11 protein-coding genes are annotated in these 16,789 nt (G+C 69.2%); 10 read left to right on the top strand and 1 reads right to left on the bottom strand.

From position 1 onward, the window contains the following. Positions 1-72 precede the first annotated feature (72 nt). Positions 73-1,044, bottom strand: coding sequence for a 2-dehydropantoate 2-reductase (locus tag ACFT9I_RS36340; RefSeq protein ID WP_382571628.1), 972 nt, complete (start codon positions 1,042-1,044; stop codon positions 73-75). A gap of 204 nt (positions 1,045-1,248) precedes the next feature. Between ACFT9I_RS36340 and ACFT9I_RS36335 the strand changes: the two genes are divergently transcribed. The 10 genes from ACFT9I_RS36335 to ACFT9I_RS36290 all read left to right on the top strand — a co-directional run bounded on the left by ACFT9I_RS36335 (position 1,249) and on the right by ACFT9I_RS36290 (position 16,546). Then, positions 1,249-2,667 (top strand): OFA family MFS transporter, encoded by a 1,419-nt coding sequence (locus tag ACFT9I_RS36335; RefSeq protein WP_382571627.1) that lies wholly within the window; start codon positions 1,249-1,251, stop codon positions 2,665-2,667. 263 nt (positions 2,668-2,930) lie between these two features. Further along, positions 2,931-3,878 carry a beta-ketoacyl-ACP synthase III gene (locus tag ACFT9I_RS36330; protein WP_382571625.1) on the top strand — a complete coding sequence of 316 codons (948 nt, stop codon included), beginning with the start codon at positions 2,931-2,933 and terminating at the stop codon, positions 3,876-3,878. 96 nt (positions 3,879-3,974) lie between these two features. Next, the gene (locus ACFT9I_RS36325; protein WP_382571624.1) at positions 3,975-4,658 is read left to right on the top strand and encodes a GntR family transcriptional regulator; all 684 of its coding nucleotides are present in this window, start codon (positions 3,975-3,977) and stop codon (positions 4,656-4,658) included. 309 nt (positions 4,659-4,967) lie between these two features. Then, positions 4,968-6,149: an ROK family protein gene (locus ACFT9I_RS36320; protein WP_382571622.1), complete on the top strand. Its 1,182-nt coding sequence runs from the start codon at positions 4,968-4,970 to the stop codon at positions 6,147-6,149. 281 nt (positions 6,150-6,430) lie between these two features. Continuing rightward, entirely contained in the window at positions 6,431-7,963 is a 1,533-nt protein-coding gene (locus tag ACFT9I_RS36315; RefSeq protein ID WP_382571620.1) for a sugar ABC transporter ATP-binding protein, read from the top strand. Further along, on the top strand, positions 7,960-9,033 hold the full coding sequence (locus ACFT9I_RS36310; RefSeq protein WP_382571618.1) for an ABC transporter permease: 1,074 nt from the start codon (positions 7,960-7,962) through the stop codon (positions 9,031-9,033). Before ACFT9I_RS36315 ends, ACFT9I_RS36310 begins: the two co-directional genes overlap by 4 nt. Positions 9,034-9,125: 92 nt before the next feature. Then, complete coding sequence (locus tag ACFT9I_RS36305; RefSeq protein ID WP_382571616.1) at positions 9,126-10,157, top strand: substrate-binding domain-containing protein; 1,032 nt, start codon at positions 9,126-9,128, stop codon at positions 10,155-10,157. Between the two features lie 88 nt (positions 10,158-10,245). Further along, complete coding sequence (locus tag ACFT9I_RS36300) at positions 10,246-11,472, top strand: Gfo/Idh/MocA family protein (RefSeq protein WP_382571614.1); 1,227 nt, start codon at positions 10,246-10,248, stop codon at positions 11,470-11,472. A 10-nt stretch (positions 11,473-11,482) separates the two neighbouring features. After that, complete coding sequence (locus ACFT9I_RS36295; protein WP_382571613.1) at positions 11,483-12,487, top strand: sugar phosphate isomerase/epimerase family protein; 1,005 nt, start codon at positions 11,483-11,485, stop codon at positions 12,485-12,487. 336 nt (positions 12,488-12,823) lie between these two features. Beyond that, on the top strand, positions 12,824-16,546 hold the full coding sequence (locus ACFT9I_RS36290) for a ThuA domain-containing protein (protein WP_382571612.1): 3,723 nt from the start codon (positions 12,824-12,826) through the stop codon (positions 16,544-16,546). Positions 16,547-16,789: the final 243 nt, after the last annotated feature.

The following is a 16,789-nucleotide window of genomic DNA, read 5'->3' as shown; positions in this document are numbered from 1 at the left end:
CGGTCCTCGGTCGCCGGAGGGGCCCGATCGGGCCCCTCCGGCGACCGAGGACCGGCGTGACCGGTCCCGCCGCTACGCGGCCACGCCTCGGGCCAGCAGGTCCGAGATCGCGTCGACCGTGCGGAGCGTCGGCACCTCGATGTCGCACATCGCGGCGAGTTCGACGACGGCCGCGAGCAGCACGTCCAGCTCCATCGGCTTCCCCTTCTCCAGGTCCTGGAGCGTGGAGGTCCGGTGGTCCCCGACCCGTTCCGCGCCGGCCAGCCGGCGTTCGACGGAGATGTCGGGGTGGCAGCCGAGTGCCTCGGCCACCCGGAGCGTCTCGGTCATCATCAGCTCGATGACCTCCCGTGTGGTGCGGTGCAGGCACATCTCCCGCATCGTGGCGCGGGTCAGCGCGCTGATCGGGTTGAAGGAGATGTTGCCGAGGAGCTTGATCCAGATCTCGTCGCGCAGTTCGGCCTCGACCGGACACTTGAGCCCGCCCGCCCGCATGGCCTCGCCGAACTCCTTGGTACGCGGCGAGAGCGACCGGTCGGGCTCCCCGATGGAGAACCGGGTGCCTTCCAAGTGCCGTACGACGCCCGGTCCTTCCAGCTCCGTCGCCGCGTAGACCACGCAGCCGATGGCGCGCTCCGGCGGCAGGACCGCGCTGACCGAGCCGCCGGGGTCGACGCTCTCGATCCGGCGGCCGTCGTGCGGGCCGCCGTGCCGGTGGAAGTACCACCAGGGGATGCCGTTCTGGGCGGCGATGACCGCCGTGTGGTCCTGGAGCAGAGGCGCGATGAGCGGCCCGCACGCCGCGTACGAATTCGCCTTGAGGCCCAGGAACACATAGTCGACCGGACCGATGTCGGCCGGCTGATCGGTGGCGTGCACCCGCGCGGTCCAATCGCCGCGCGGGCTGTACACCCGGACTCCGTGCTGCCTCATGGCCGCCAGGTGCGGTCCACGGGCGATGAGATGGACTTCGGCGCCTGCTCGGTCGAGCGCGGCTCCGACATAGGCGCCGATCGCTCCGGCGCCGACGACTGCGACTTTCACCGTGGGGCTCTCCGTTCGCTCTGAGGGTGTTGGGAGAAGCGCGGAATCAGCGAAAGGGACATACTTTGCCGACGATATATTGTCTACAGTATGGAATAACTGCCGACAAGACTTCTGTCGTCGGCATACGGTCGGCGTGCACCTGGACATGAACGGGTCAAAGATCTTCCCAAACGGTCCGGACGGTTCCTAGGCTGCGCGACCATGACCCCACCACTCGCCCCGGTCGGCTGGAGCCGCTGGCTGGTACCCCCCGCCGCGCTCTCGGTGCACCTCTCGATCGGTCAGGCCTACGCCTGGAGCGTGTTCAAGCCGCCGCTGGAATCCGCTCTCGGCCTCTCCGGCACCCAGAGCGCCCTCCCCTTCCAGCTGGGCATCGTGATGCTCGGCCTCTCCGCCGCCTTCGGCGGCACGCTCGTCGAACGCAACGGTCCGCGCTGGGCGATGACCGTCGCCCTCGTCTGCTTCTCGTCCGGCTTCCTGCTGTCCGCGCTCGGCGCCGCGACCGAACAGTTCTGGCTGATCGTCTTCGGCTACGGCTTCGTCGGCGGCATCGGGCTCGGCATCGGCTACATCTCGCCCGTCTCGACGCTGATCAAGTGGTTCCCCGACCGGCCCGGCATGGCGACCGGCATCGCGATCATGGGCTTCGGCGGCGGCGCGCTCATCGCGTCGCCGTGGTCCGCGCAGATGCTGGAGTCGTTCGGCTCCACGAGCGACGGCATAGCCAAGGCCTTCCTCGTGCACGGCCTGGTCTACGCGGTCTTCATGCTGCTCGGTGTCCTGCTGATCCGCGTGCCGCGCCCGGACCCGGCACCGAAGACGGCGGCGGCGGTGGCGGCGGCGCCGGAGCGATCGGCGCTGATCACCACCGCCCAGGTCTCCGCCAAGTCGGCCGTGCGCACACCGCAGTTCTGGCTGCTGTGGATCGTCCTCTGTATGAACGTCACCGCGGGCATCGGCATCCTGGAGAAGGCCGCCCCGATGATCACCGACTTCTTCGCCGACACCGACACGCCGGTCTCCGTCTCGGCCGCGGCCGGTTTCGTCGCGCTGCTGTCGGCGGCCAACATGGCGGGCCGGATCGGCTGGTCGTCCACCTCCGACGTGATCGGCCGGAAGAACACCTACCGGCTCTACCTGGGCGTCGGCGCCCTGATGTATCTGCTGATCGCGCAGTTCGGCGACACGTCCAAGCCGCTGTTCATCATCTGCGCGCTGGTGATCCTCTCCTTCTACGGAGGCGGCTTCGCGACCGTCCCCGCCTATCTCAAGGACCTGTTCGGCACCTACCAGGTGGGCGCGATCCACGGACGGCTGCTCACCGCCTGGTCGGCGGCCGGCGTTCTCGGCCCGCTCATCGTCAACCGGGTCGCCGACAGCCAGGAGGAGGCCGGCAAGAGCGGCCCCGGACTGTACGGGCTGTCGCTGACCATCATGATCGGGCTGCTGGTCGTCGGCTTCGTGGCCAACGAGCTGGTCCGCCCCGTACATCCGCGCCACCATCTGCCGGACAACACACCCGGCACGAAGCCGGAAGCACCGGCGTCCGAAGAGGCGTCCGAAGAACGGAAGGAGACCCCTGATGAGCACAGCACCGGAGAGCGGGAGCGCAGTGTCTGAGTCGCGGCGCACCGCGCTGATCGTCTTCGCGTGGCTCTGGGTAGGCGTCCCTCTCGCGTACGGTCTGTATGAACTGGTCCGAAAGGCCACTCAGCTGTTCACCGGGTGACACAGGGTGACGTCGGGTGGCCCCTGAGGACGCCGGATGATCCGGAGTCTCCAAGAGGAGGCGGGGAATCCTGTTGGGTCGCCTGCCCCCTTACTCGTGAGTCGCTGACGAGACTGGGGATCTCCTGACGTCGACCCCAGAGGAGGTCCCGGGCATGACCGGCACTCGTATCGCCGCGCTCGGGCACTATCAGCCCGCCAAGGTGCTCACCAACGCCGACCTGGCGGGCATGGTCGACACCAGTGATGAGTGGATCACCAGCCGTGTCGGGATCAAGACACGGCATGTGGCCGGCCCCGACGAGTCGGTGGACGAGCTGGCCGCGCACGCCGCCGCCAAGGCGCTCGCCGCGGCCGGCCTGACCCCCGCGGACATCGACCTCGTGCTGGTCGCCACGTCCACGGCGATCGACCGGTCGCCGAACATGGCCGCGCGCGTGGCTGCCCGGCTCTCCATGGGCTCGCCGGCCGTGATGGACCTCAACGTGGTCTGTGCCGGCTTCACCCACGCGCTCGCCACCGCCGACCACGCCGTACGGGCCGGTGCCGCGACCCGCGCGCTGGTCATCGGCGTGGACAAGATGGCCGACATCGCCGACTGGACCGACCGCTCCACCTGCGTCCTCCTGGGCGACGGCGCGGGCGCGGCGGTCGTCGAGGCGGTCCGGCCGGGCGAGGAGCCGGGCATCGGCCCGGTGCTCTGGGGCTCGGTGCCGGAGATGGGCAACGCCGTACGGATCGAGGGCACCCCGCCGCGCTTCGCGCAGGAGGGCCAGTCCGTCTACCGCTGGGCCACCACCCAGCTCCCGCCGATCGCCCGCAAGGTCTGCGAACGCGCGGGCATCGCGCCCGAGGACCTGGCCGCCGTCGTACTGCACCAGGCCAACCTGCGGATCATCGAGCCCGTCGCCCAGAAGATCGGCGCGGTCAACGCGGTCATCGCGCGCGACGTCGTGGACTCCGGCAACACCTCGGCCGCGTCGATCCCGATGGCGCTGTCCAAGCTGGTGGAGCGCGGCGAGGTGGAATCCGGCGCTCCGGCGCTGCTTTTCGGGTTTGGCGGAAATCTCTCTTACGCCGGGCAGGTCATCCGGTGCCCCTGATCCGCTACGGTTCTCGGTAGACTGTAGACGATAGCCAATCGTTGCTCTCTGTTGCCGAGATCTTTACCGTGGATCAGCCAGGAATGGGGGACCGCAATGTTGTCCGCAGGACTGCCGCAGGGCTCAGTGCCCAAACTCGAACGCCCCGGCCCGCTGCGCGAGCGTGTCTACGAGGCCCTCCTGGAGCTCATCACGGTCCGCCAGCTCCGGCCCGGACAGCATCTGGTGGAGAGCGAACTCGCCGGTCATCTCGGGGTCTCCCGCCAGCCCGTACGTGAGGCGCTGCAGCGGCTGAACACCGAGGGGTGGGTCGATCTGCGGCCCGCCCAGGGCGCGTTCGTCCATGAGCCCACCGAGGCGGAGGCGGACCAGCTGCTCTCGGTCCGAACCCTCCTGGAGGCCGAGGCGGCGAGGCTTGCGGCTGCGAATTCGGGCTCGGCGGGGATCGCGGCGCTGGAGGCGCTCTGCGCCAAGGGCGAGCAGTCGGTGGCCGACGACGACGTGGACCTCACGGTCGCGACGAACGCCGCGTTCCACGCGAAGGTGATGGAGCTGGCGGGGAACGTCGTCCTGGCGGAGCTGGCGGCGCAGGTGGACCGCCGGGTGCGCTGGTACTACACACCGGTGGCGCGGCAGCGGGGCAAACAGTCCTGGATCGAGCACCGGGCCCTGATCGCGGCCATCTCCGCGCGGGACGAGAAGGCGGCGACGGAGGTCATGCGCCGCCACACGGAGCAGACGCGCACCACGTACCACCACCGCGGGGACACCCAGGTCTGACACCCAGGTCCGACAGCCAGGTCCGACACCAGGACCTGGGTGCCGGACCCCCGATCCGACGGATTCGCACATGTGCGAATGAAGAGTGAGGCGCCCCCGGTGAGTGACGGGGGCGCCTTTCGCGTGCCCGGTCCCGGCGGGCGGTCACATGTCTTTGTCCTGACTGTGGAGAAAGTTAGGAGGGATTCCTGCGCAACTTCTTCCCACTCGGGGAAAGCGCTGCTACGTTCCCCTCGAAAGCCCGTCGAAACGACACCCGACGTAGCGACGCACACACAGCCGAGAGGCGGGGAGGGGCGCGTGAGACGTATGACCGCACGACCCGCGAACGCTCATCAGGCGCGACTGCTCCGGCTCTTGCGTGACGGTGGGCCCAACTCCCGCGCCCAGCTCGGCGATCAGGTCGACCTCTCCCGCTCCAAGCTCGCCGTCGAGGTCGACCGGCTGCTGGAGACCGGACTCGTCGTCGCCGACGGACTCGCCGCGTCGCGCGGCGGCCGGCGCTCCCACAACATCCGGCTCGCGCCCGCCCTCCGCTTCCTCGGCGTCGACATCGGCGCCACGTCCATCGACGTCGCCGTCACCAACGCCGAACTCGAAGTGCTCGGCCACGTCAACCACCCCATGGACGTCCGCGAGGGCCCGGTCGCCGTCTTCGAGCAGGTGCTCGCGATGGCCGCCAAGCTCAAGGCCTCCGGACTCGCCGACGGTTACGACGGCGCCGGCATCGGCGTCCCCGGCCCCGTCCGCTTCCCCGAAGGTGTACCGGTCGCGCCGCCGATCATGCCCGGCTGGGACGGTTTCCCCGTACGCGAGGCACTCAGCCAGGATCTCGGCTGCCCCGTCATGGTCGACAACGACGTGAATCTGATGGCGATGGGCGAGCAGCACGCGGGCGTCGCACGCTCCGTGGGCGACTTCCTCTGCATCAAGATCGGCACCGGTATCGGCTGCGGCATCGTGGTCGGCGGCGAGGTCTACCGGGGTACGACCGGCAGCGCGGGCGACATCGGCCATATCCGGGTCGAGCCCGACGGCCGCGCCTGTGTCTGCGGCAACAGGGGTTGCCTGGAAGCCCACTTCAGCGGTGCCGCGCTGGCCAGGGACGCCGAGGACGCCGCCCGTACGGGCCGTTCCGCCGAACTCGCCGCGCGCCTCGAAGCGTCCGGCCGGCTCACCGCCGCCGACGTCGCCGTCGCCGCGGCGGCCGGCGACCCCACCGCCCTCTATCTCATCCGCGAGGGCGGCAACCGGGTCGGCCAGGTCATCGCCGGACTCGTCAGCTTCTTCAACCCGGGCCTCGTCGTGATCGGCGGCGGGGTGACCGGACTCGGCCACACCCTGCTGGCCAGCGTCCGCACCCAGGTCTACCGCCAGTCACTGCCGCTGGCCACCGGCAACCTCCCCATCGTTCTGGGGGAGTTGGGGCCGACCGCCGGAGTCACCGGCGCGGCCCGCCTCATCAGCGACCACCTCTTCTCCCCGGCCTGACACCGGCACCCCGACGTCAGGCCGTACGGCACACGCTTCACCCGCACCACCGAAATAACAGCAAAAGACATAACAAAAGCATCACCGGTCACGGCGCCACGCACCATCCGACGCCACCTGCGCGAGCCGCATCGCCCGCACGAGCCGCACGTCCCGCACGAGCCGTATCAATCGCACGAGCCGCATCACTCGTACCAGCCGCACCACCCGTAGCAGCCGCACGTCCTGTTCCGCACGCCCGCACGCCCGCTCACCGGCCGCATCCGCCGAGGGGATACGCCATGGCACCAGCACCACCCGAAGGCCACCTGCTCACCATGTCCGGCATCACCAAGCTGTTCCCGGGCGTCCGCGCCCTGGACGGCGTGGACCTGGAGGTCCAGGCAGGCGAAGTCCACTGTCTGCTCGGCCAGAACGGGGCCGGCAAGTCCACACTCATCAAGGTGCTCGCCGGCGCGCACCAGCCCGACGACGGTGTCATCACCTGGCGCGGCGAAGAGGTCCAGCTCAAGTCACCCATCGCGGCGATGAAGCTCGGCATCGCGACCATCTATCAGGAACTCGACCTGGTCGAGGGCCTGTCGGTCGCCGAGAACATCTTCCTCGGTCACGAGCCGACCTCCGCCGGCTTCATCGTCAAGGGCGGCGAAGCCAGGACCGCCGCCACCGCGCTCCTCGCGAGGCTCGGCCACCCCGAGATCCCCGCGGGCCGGCAGGTCGGTGAACTGTCCGCCGCGCACCAGCAGATCGTCTCCATGGCCCGCGCGCTCTCCCACGACGTACGCCTCATCGTGATGGACGAGCCGTCGGCCGCGCTCGACCCGGACGAGGTCGACAACCTCTTCCGTATCGTCGACACCCTCACCGCCGACGGTGTCGCCGTCATCTACATCTCCCACCGCCTGGAGGAGATCCGCCGCATCGGCGACCGCGTGACCGTCATCAAGGACGGCCGCACCGTCGCCGTGGGTCTGCCCGCGAAGGAGACCCCCACCAGCGACGTCGTCTCCCTGATGACCGGCCGCGAGGTCGCGTACGTCTTCCCCGACCGCCCGGCGCTCGCCGACGCCCCGCGCGGCGAGCCCGTGCTGCGGACCGAAGGCCTCACCAGGAAAGGGGAGTTCGAACCGGTCGACCTCGAACTGCGGCCCGGCGAGATCGTCGGCCTCGCGGGTCTGGTCGGCTCGGGACGCTCCGAGATCCTGGAGACCATCTTCGGCGCCCGCAAGCCCACCGCAGGCCGGGTCCTGGTCGACGGCAAGGAGCTGAAGCCCGGCAGCGTCCGCGCCGCCGTACGCGCCGGCCTCGGTCTCGCCCCCGAGGAGCGCAAGGCGCAGGCCCTGCTGCTCATCCAGTCGGTCACCCGCAACGTGTCGGTGTCGTCCATGTCCCGGTTCTCCCGCGCCGGCTGGCTGGACAGCGCCGCCGAGCGCAAGGCCGCCAGGGCCGCGACCCAGGAACTCTCCCTGCGCCCCGACAACCCCGACGCGATCATCCGCACCCTGTCCGGCGGCAACCAGCAGAAGGCGGTCCTCGCCCGCTGGCTGCTCCGCGGCTGCCGGGTGCTGCTCCTCGACGAGCCCACCCGCGGTGTGGATGTCGGCGCCCGGGCCGAGCTCTACTCCGTGATCCGCCGGCTGGCCGACGACGGCCTCGCCGTACTTCTCGTCTCCAGCGAGGTCCCCGAGGTCCTTGGCCTCGCCGACCGGGTGCTGGTGCTCCGGGAGGGCCGTGTCGTCCACAAGGCACCGGCCCAGGAGCTGGACGAGCACCGTGTACTCGACCTTGTGATGGAAGGGAGTCCGACGCCATGAAACAGCCTGCCTCTGAGGCGCAGCAGGGCGGGCCCGACGCCGCACCCGCCGCCGACGCCGCACCCGTACCGCTGACCAAGCCCGCCGGAAAGACGCCGGGAGGTGCCAGGGGCGGCCCGCCGCTCGGGCTGCGTCTCGATTTCCGTACCCTCTCGCTGCTCGGCGTGCTCGCCGCCCTGATCGTCGTGGGCGGTATCACCAAGCCCGAACAGTTCCTGGACACCAGCAACCTCCAACTGGTCCTGACCCAGGCGTCGATCATCGGTGTCGTCACCGTCGGCATGACGTTCGTCATCACCAGCGGCGGCATCGACCTGTCGGTCGGCGCGATCGTGGCCCTGTCCTCGGTGTGGGCGACGACGCTGGCGACCCAGGAGTACGGCTTCGCGGGCATCCTGTTCACCGCGATCATCGTGGGTCTGGCCTGTGGTCTGGTCAACGGTGTACTGATCGCGTACGGCGGCATGGCGCCGTTCATCGCGACTCTCGCGATCATGGCGTCCGCCCGTGGTCTGGCCCTCCAGATCACCGACGGCAACACGCAGATCGTCACCCTGAAGTCGGTGCTCGACCTCGGCGCCCGGGACTCGTACATCCTCGGGATCCCGCCGCTCGTCATCATCTTCGCGGTGGTGACGGTGGTCGGCTGGCTGCTGCTGAACCGGACGACCTTCGGCCGCCGCACGATCGCGGTCGGCGGCAACGCGGAGGCGACCCGGCTCGCCGGTATCGACGTCCGCAGGCAGCGGCTGTATCTGTACCTGTTCTCCGGACTGTGCTGCGGTATCGCGGCCTTCATGCTGATCGTGCTCTCCGGCTCCGGACAGAACACGAACGGAAACCTCTACGAGCTCGACGCCATCGCGGCGGCGATCATCGGCGGCACCCTGCTCAGCGGTGGCCGCGGCACGATCGTCGGCTCCGTCCTCGGTGTCCTCATCTTCACCACCATCACCAACATCTTCGCGCTCAACAACCTGCAGAGCGACGTCCAGCAGATCGCCAAGGGCGCGATCATCGTCGCCGCCGTACTGGTCCAGCGCCGCACGGCGCGCAACGGCGAGGGCTGACCCCGTACCCCGGGGCCCGACCTCGTACCGCTTCCCTACGCACCGCTTCCGACGTACCGCTCAAACAGCTCTCCTGAAGGGGACGAACCGCCATGCCAGAAACGAGCCGTAGAGGTCTGCTGTTCGGCACCGCCGCCATTTCCGCGGGTGCCCTCCTGACCGCCTGTACCAGCAACGAGAAGGACGAGCCCGCGGCGAAGAACGAGCCGGCGGTCGACGACAAGCCCGGCAAGGCCGTCACCATCGGCTTCGCCGGCCCGCAGGCCGACCACGGCTGGCTCAACGCGATCAACGACAACGCGCGTAACCAGGCGAAGAAGTACTCGGACGTCACGCTCGACATCACCGAGGGCTCGAACGACACCGCCGCCCAGATCGGCCAGATCGACGCCCTGATCAACAAGAAGGTCGACGTCCTGGTGATCCTGCCGGCCGACGGCAAGGCCCTCACCCAGGCCGGTCTCAAGGCGATGCGCGCGGGCATCCCCGTCATCAACCTGGACCGGATCTTCGCCGACCCGCAGGCCTTCCGCTGCTACGTCGGCGGTGACAACTACGGCATGGGCGTGAACGCGGGCAACTACATCGGCGAAAAGCTGAAGGACAAGGCCAACGCCACCGTCATCGAACTGTCGGGCCCCGACAGCCTGGAGCTGACCAAGCAGCGCACCCAGGGCTTCGACGACGCGCTCAAGAACTACCCGAACATCAAGAAGGTCGCCCGCCAGGCGGCCGACTTCACCGTCGAGTCCGGCCAGGCCAAGATGGCCCAGCTGCTCCAGGCGCAGTCCAAGTTCGACGCCCTGTGGAACCACGACGACGACCAGGGTGTCGGCGCGCTGCGCGCCATCGACCAGGCCGGCCGTGACGGCTTCCTGATGGTCGGCGGCGCCGGTGCCAAGGCGGCGATGGACGCCATCAAGGCCGACAACAGCGTCCTGAAGGCGACCGTGCTGTACCCGCCGATCATGGCCTCGTCGGCGATCGACCTCGCCCGTGCGCTGGGTCAGAGCAAGGGCGTCAGCGGTATGGCCGGTCTGGAGATCCCGGCCCAGGTCACCCTGTTCTCGGCGGTCGTCGACAAGACCAACATCGACGAGTACCTGCCCCAGGGATTCAGCTGACCGGCTCCGCCAGTCAGGGCCTGATCCCCGAATATCCGCCGGACAGGACCTAGCCCCCACACGCGCGAGAGACGAGGAGTACTCCCTTATGACCAGCAGGGAAGCGTCGGAGAAGGAAGCCGGCGCACCGCCGCCACTCGGTATCGGCATGATCGGATACTCGTTCATGGGTGCCGCCCACTCCCAGGGCTGGCGCACGGCGGGACATGTCTTCGATCTGCCGATGCGGCCGCACCTGGCCGCCATCTGCGGGCGGGACGAGACGGCCGTCGCCAAGGCGGCCGACAAACTCGGCTGGGCCGCCGCGGAGACCGACTGGCGGGAACTCATCGCGCGTGACGACGTGCAGCTGGTCGACATCTGCACGCCGGGGGACAGCCACGCGGAGATCGCCATCGCCGCGCTGGAGGCGGGCAAGCACGTCCTGTGCGAGAAGCCGCTGGCCAACTCGGTCGCCGAGGCCGAGGCCATGGTCCGGGCCGCCGAGGCGGCCAGGTCCCGCGGCCAGTTGGCCATGGTGGGCTTCAACTACCGGCGGGTGCCCGCCATCGCGTACGCCCGCAAGCTGATCGAGGAGGGGAGGCTCGGCGCGCTGCGGCACGTCCGGGTCACCTACCTCCAGGACTGGCTGGTCGACGCCGAGTTCCCCCTCACCTGGCGGCTCAAGCGTGAGCACGCGGGATCGGGGGCGCTCGGCGACCTCGGCGCGCACATCGTGGACCTCGCCCAGTTCCTGGCGGGGGAGCCGCTGGTGGGGGTCTCGGCGATGACCGAGACGTTCGTACGGGAGAGGCCGCTGCTCTCAGGGGCGTCGGCCGGTCTCTCGGCGGCCGGCGGCGCGGAGACGGGCCCGGTCACGGTGGACGACGCCGCGCTGTTCACGGGACGCCTCGCCTCGGGGGCGCTGGCGTCCTTCGAGGCGACCCGGATGGCGGCGGGACGCAAGAACGCGCTGCGCCTGGAGATCAACGGCGAGCGCGGTTCGCTCGCCTTCGATCTGGAGCGGCTCAACGAGCTGTCGTTCCACGACCAGTCGGAGCCCGCGGTCACCGCCGGCTTCCGGCGGATCCTGGTCACCGAGTCCGAGCACCCGTATCTGGACGCCTGGTGGCCGCCGGGCCACGGCCTCGGCTACGAGCACACCTTCGTGCACCAGGCCAAGGATCTGGTCGAGGCGATCGCCGCCGGAACCGATCCCGCGCCCTCCTTCGCCGACGGTCTCCACGTGCAGCGGGTCCTCGCCGCCGTGGAGGACAGCGCGGAGAAGAACGCCATCTACACACCCGTGCCGGCCCCGTCCGGAACTCAAGTCTAGGAAGGTCCGTATGCCTCGCCCGTTCACGCTGTTCACCGGCCAGTGGGCCGATCTGCCCCTGGAAGAGGTCTGCCGGCTCGCCCGTGACTTCGGTTACGACGGTCTGGAACTGGCCTGCTGGGGCGACCACTTCGAGGTCGACAAGGCGCTCTCCGACCCGGGCTATCTGGAGAGCCGCCACCAGCTGCTCGACAAGTACGGCCTCAAGTGCTGGGCGATCTCCAACCACCTGGTCAGCCAGGCGGTCTGCGACAGCATCATCGACGAGCGCCACCAGAACATCCTGCCGTCCCGCATCTGGGGCGACGGGGAGGCCGAGGGCGTACGTCAGCGTGCCGCCGCCGAGATCAAGGACACCGCCCGGGCCGCCGCGGCCTTCGGTGTCAACACGGTCATCGGCTTCACCGGTTCGTCGATCTGGCATCTGCTGGCGATGTTCCCGCCGGTGCCGCCCGGCATGATCGAGCGCGGCTACGAGGACTTCGCGGAGCGCTGGAACCCGATCCTCGACGTCTTCGACACCGAGGGTGTGCGCTACGCCCACGAGGTCCACCCGGGCGAGATCGCGTACGACTACTGGACGACGAAGCAGGCGCTCGAAGCGGTCGACCACCGGCCCGCGTTCGGGCTGAACTTCGACCCGAGCCACTTCGTCTGGCAGGACCTGGACCCGACCGGATTCCTGTACGACTTCCGGGACCGGATCTACCACGTCGACTGCAAGGAGGCGCGCAAGCGTCTCGACGGCCGCAACGGCAGGCTCGGTTCGCACCTGCCGTGGGGCGACCCGCGGCGCGGCTGGGACTTCGTCTCGGCCGGGCACGGCGACGTGCCGTGGGAGGACGTCTTCCGCATGCTGGGAGCGATCGACTACGAGGGCCCGATCTCGGTCGAGTGGGAGGACGCCGGTATGGACCGGCTCTCCGGCGCACCCGAGGCGCTCGCCGATCTGAAGCGGTTCGACTTCGACCGGCCCACCGCGTCCTTCGACGCGGCGTTCGGCGGCGGCGAGTAAACAAGGTCGTCAACACAAGCCCGGCGGGGACAAGTTCACCGCCGGGCTGTTCGGCATGCCCGGATGACCTTTGTCCTGAGGCGGGAAAAAGTTGAACTTCACCGCTGCGCAAGGGCTTTCCGTCTCGGACGAACAGAGTTACGGTCACTGAGATGTACAGGACATGTTGATCACCGGTGCGACGGCGCGCTCCGGCGAGACAGCGGACCGAGAGCAACAGATGCGGGAACAAGGGTGCTTGGACGAGCACTCCCCCCATCCCCCCACCCGAGGCGAGCCCCACGCTCCTTTTCTCCTCGGACCCGCACGTAACACAGGCATTTCCGGAGGACTCTCGTGCACAGTCAACGACGTCCCAGAGGCCGATCCTTTCTCGCACTGCTGACCGGCGCCCTGCTCGCGGGGTCGACCCTCAGCGCCGTGCCGGCCAACGCCGCCGACCCTGGAAGACAGGCCGCCGCCCCCACGTTTCAGCAGGTGACCCTGGCCAAGGGCGCCGAAGAAGCAGGCGAGCCGATGACCCTGGCGGTGCTGCCCGACCGCCAGGTCCTGCACACCTCGCGCGACGGCACACTGCGTATCACCGACGAGGGCGGCACCACCAAGGTGTCCGGCACCCTCGACGTCTACAGCCACGACGAGGAAGGACTGCAAGGAGTCGGCGTGGACCCCGGCTTCGCCCAGAACCGGGCCGTCTACCTCTACTACGCGCCCAAACTCGACACCCCCGCCGGCGACGCACCCGAGACGGGCACCGCCGCCGACTTCGCCCCCTTCGACGGGGTCAACCGGCTCTCGCGCTTCACGCTGAACGAGGACGGCACCCTCGACAAGGCCAGCGAGAAGAAGGTCCTCGACGTCCCCGCCTCCCGTGGCACCTGCTGCCATGTCGGCGGTGACATCGCCTTCGACGCCGACGGCAACCTCTACCTGTCGACGGGCGACGACACCAACCCGTTCGCCTCCGACGGCTACACGCCGATCGACGACCGCCCGAACCGCAACCCGGCGTTCGACGCCCGGCGTTCGGCGGGCAACTCCAACGACCTGCGCGGCAAGGTGCTGCGTATCAAGGTCGCGGACGACGGCTCGTACACCGTCCCCGAGGGCAATCTCTTCGCCCCCGGCACGGAGAAGACGAAGCCCGAGATCTACGCCATGGGCTTCCGCAACCCGTTCCGGATCTCCGTCGACAAGGAGACGGGCGTCGTCTACGTCGGTGACTACGGTCCCGACGCGGGCGCGGCCGATCCGGACCGCGGACCCGCCGGACAGGTCGAGTTCGCCCGCGTCACCGAGGCGGGCAACTTCGGCTGGCCGTACTGCACCGGCGACAACGAGCCCTTCAAGGACTTCGACTTCGCCACCAACACCTCCGGCGCGGCCTTCGACTGCGCGGCGCCCAGGAACGACTCGCCGCACAACACCGGCCTCACCGAGCTGCCGCCGTCCCAGGCCGCCTGGATCCCGTACAACGGGAACAGCGTCCCGGAGTTCGGCGACGGCTCCGAGTCCCCGATGGGCGGTCCCGTCTACAACTACGACGCGGACCTCGACTCGCAGGTCAAGTTCCCCGAGGAGTACGACGGGAACTTCTTCGCCGGCGAGTTCGGCCGCAAGTGGATCAAGCGCATCGACCAGGGCGCCGACGGGACGGTCGAGTCGATCAACGACTTCCCCTGGTCCGGTACGCAGGTCATGGACCAGGAGTTCGGCCCCGACGGCGCGCTCTACGTCCTGGACTACGGCACCGGCTACTTCGGCGGCGACGAGAACTCGGCGCTCTACCGCATCGAGAACGCCACCGAGGGCTACGCACCCGTCGCCGTCGCGGCGGCCGACAAGACGTCGGGCACCGGACCGATGGAGGTGGCCTTCTCGTCGGAGGGCACCACGGACGCGGACGGTGACGAGCTGACGTACGCCTGGGACTTCGGCGACGGCGGAACCTCCACCGAGGCGAACCCGACCCACACCTTCGAGGAGAACGGTACCTACTCGGCGACCGTCACCGCGAAGGACCCGGGAGGACTCACCGGCAGCGCGTCCGTGCAGGTCGTCGTCGGCAACACCGCACCCACGGTGAAGCTGGAACTCCCGGCGCCCGGCACGCTGTTCAACTTCGGCGACGAGCTGCCGTTCAAGGTCACCGTGACCGACCCGGAGGACGGGGAGGACATCGACTGCTCCAAGGTCACCGTCCGCTACATCCTCGGCCATGACAGCCACGGTCACCCGATCACCTCGAAGACCGGCTGCGAGGGCACCATCACGGCGCCCGCCGACGCCGAACACGATCCCAACGCCAATATCTTCGGAGTGATCGACGCCGAGTACACCGACGGCGGGGGCGGCGGCCAGGCCGCGCTCACCGGTCACGGCCAGTCCGAGATCCAGCCGAGGCACCGGCAGGCCGAGCACGCCAACGACCAGTCCGGCACCACCGTGACGGACCGGGAGGGCGCCAACGGCGGCAAGACCGTCGGCTCCATCTCGAACGGCGACTGGATCTCCTTCGAGCCGTACCACCTGGCGGGCGCGGCCAAGCTCACCGCCCGGGTCTCGTCCGGCGGCGCCGGCGGCACCCTGGAGGTACGGGCGGGCGCGGCCGACGGTACGGTCCTCGGCTCGGCCGAGGTACCCGCCACCGGCGGCTGGACGACGTTCGAGGACGTCGAGGTGCCCCTGACCGGTGCCCCGGCGGAGACGACCGACCTCGTCCTGACCTTCAAGGGCGGCGAGGGTGACCTCTTCGACGTGGACGACTTCGAGATCACCGGGGAGGCACCCGCCGCGGCGGGTGAGCGTGTCCTGGTCTTCTCCAAGACGGCGGGCTTCCGGCACGACTCCATCGAGGCCGGCACAGCGGCCCTGAAGGAGCTGGGGGAGTCCACCGAGATCACCGTCGAGTCCACCGAGGACGCGGGCGCGTTCACGGCCGAGAACCTGGCGAACTACGACGCGGTGGCGTTCCTCTCCACCACCGGTGACGTGCTGAACGCCGAGCAGCAGACGGCGTTCGAGGAGTACGTCGCCGGCGGAGGCGGCTACCTGGGCATCCACGCCGCCGCCGACACCGAGTACGAGTGGGAGTTCTACGGCGGCCTGGTGGGGGCCTACTTCGACTCCCATCCGGCGATCCAGCCCGCCACGGTGAAGGTCGAGGACCACGAGCACCCGGCCACGGCCCATCTGGAGGACACCTGGGACCGTACGGACGAGTGGTACAACTACCGCACCAACCCCCGTGAACAGGCCCGTGTACTCGCCTCGCTGGACGAGTCGAGCTACGAGGGCGGCAACATGGGCGGCGACCACCCGATCGCCTGGTGCCAGACGTACGAGGGCGGCCGGTCCTTCTACACCGGGGGCGGCCACACCAAGGAGTCGTACGCCGAACCGGCCTTCCGCGACCATCTGCTCGGCGGACTGAAGTACGCCACCGGGCAGGTCGAGGCCGACTGCACACCGGCCGGCGGCACCGACCCCGGCCCGGACCCCGACCCCGACCCCGGGTACACGTCCATCTTCGACGGCAGGACGCTGGACGGCTGGAAGCAGGCCGGACCGGGTCGGTTCGCGGTCGTCGACGGTGAACTGCGCTCCGAGGGCGGCATGGGCCTGCTCTGGTACGAGGCGAAGGAACTGTCCTCGTACTCGGTCAAGCTCGACTGGAAGATGGACGGCGACGACAACTCGGGTGTCTTCGTGGGCTTCCCGGCCTCCGACGACGTCAACTCGGCCGTGAACAACGGCTACGAGGTCCAGATCGACGCCACCGACGCCGACGACCGCACCACGGGATCGGTGTACGGATTCCAGGCCGCCGACATCGAGGCGCGGGACAAGGCGCTCAAGCCGCCGGGTGAGTGGAACAGCTACGAGCTGAGGGTCGACGGGGAACGCCTCCAGGTCTTCCTCAACGGGGTCGTGATCAACGACTTCACCAACACCGACCCGGCCAGGAGTCTGAAGGACGGCTACATCGGCCTGCAGAACCACGGCGCCGACGACCAGGTCTCCTATCGGAACATCCAACTCAAGGAGGGGCCTACGTAGTTGGCGCGGTGCGGTGACAGGGACGTGCCCGGCGGTGGCCAGCAACCACCGCCGGGCCGTCCGGTCTGCCATTTCTGCCTTTGTCCTCTCCCGGGAAAAAGTTGAACCCAATTGCTGCGCAAGGTCTTTCCGGCGCGGACCAACCGGGCTAACGTCCAGCGAGATGTAGGGGACACGTTGCTGAAACAGGACGTATCCCAGCACGTCGGGAGCGGCGCCTTCGGCGTCCCCCGACACCCGCAC

This window comes from Streptomyces sp. NPDC057137, from assembly GCF_042670825.1.
In the GTDB taxonomy this organism is placed as follows: domain Bacteria; phylum Actinomycetota; class Actinomycetes; order Streptomycetales; family Streptomycetaceae; genus Streptomyces.
The sequence above is the reverse complement of the archived record's forward strand: the minus strand, read 5'-3'. Positions and strand labels throughout refer to the sequence as shown.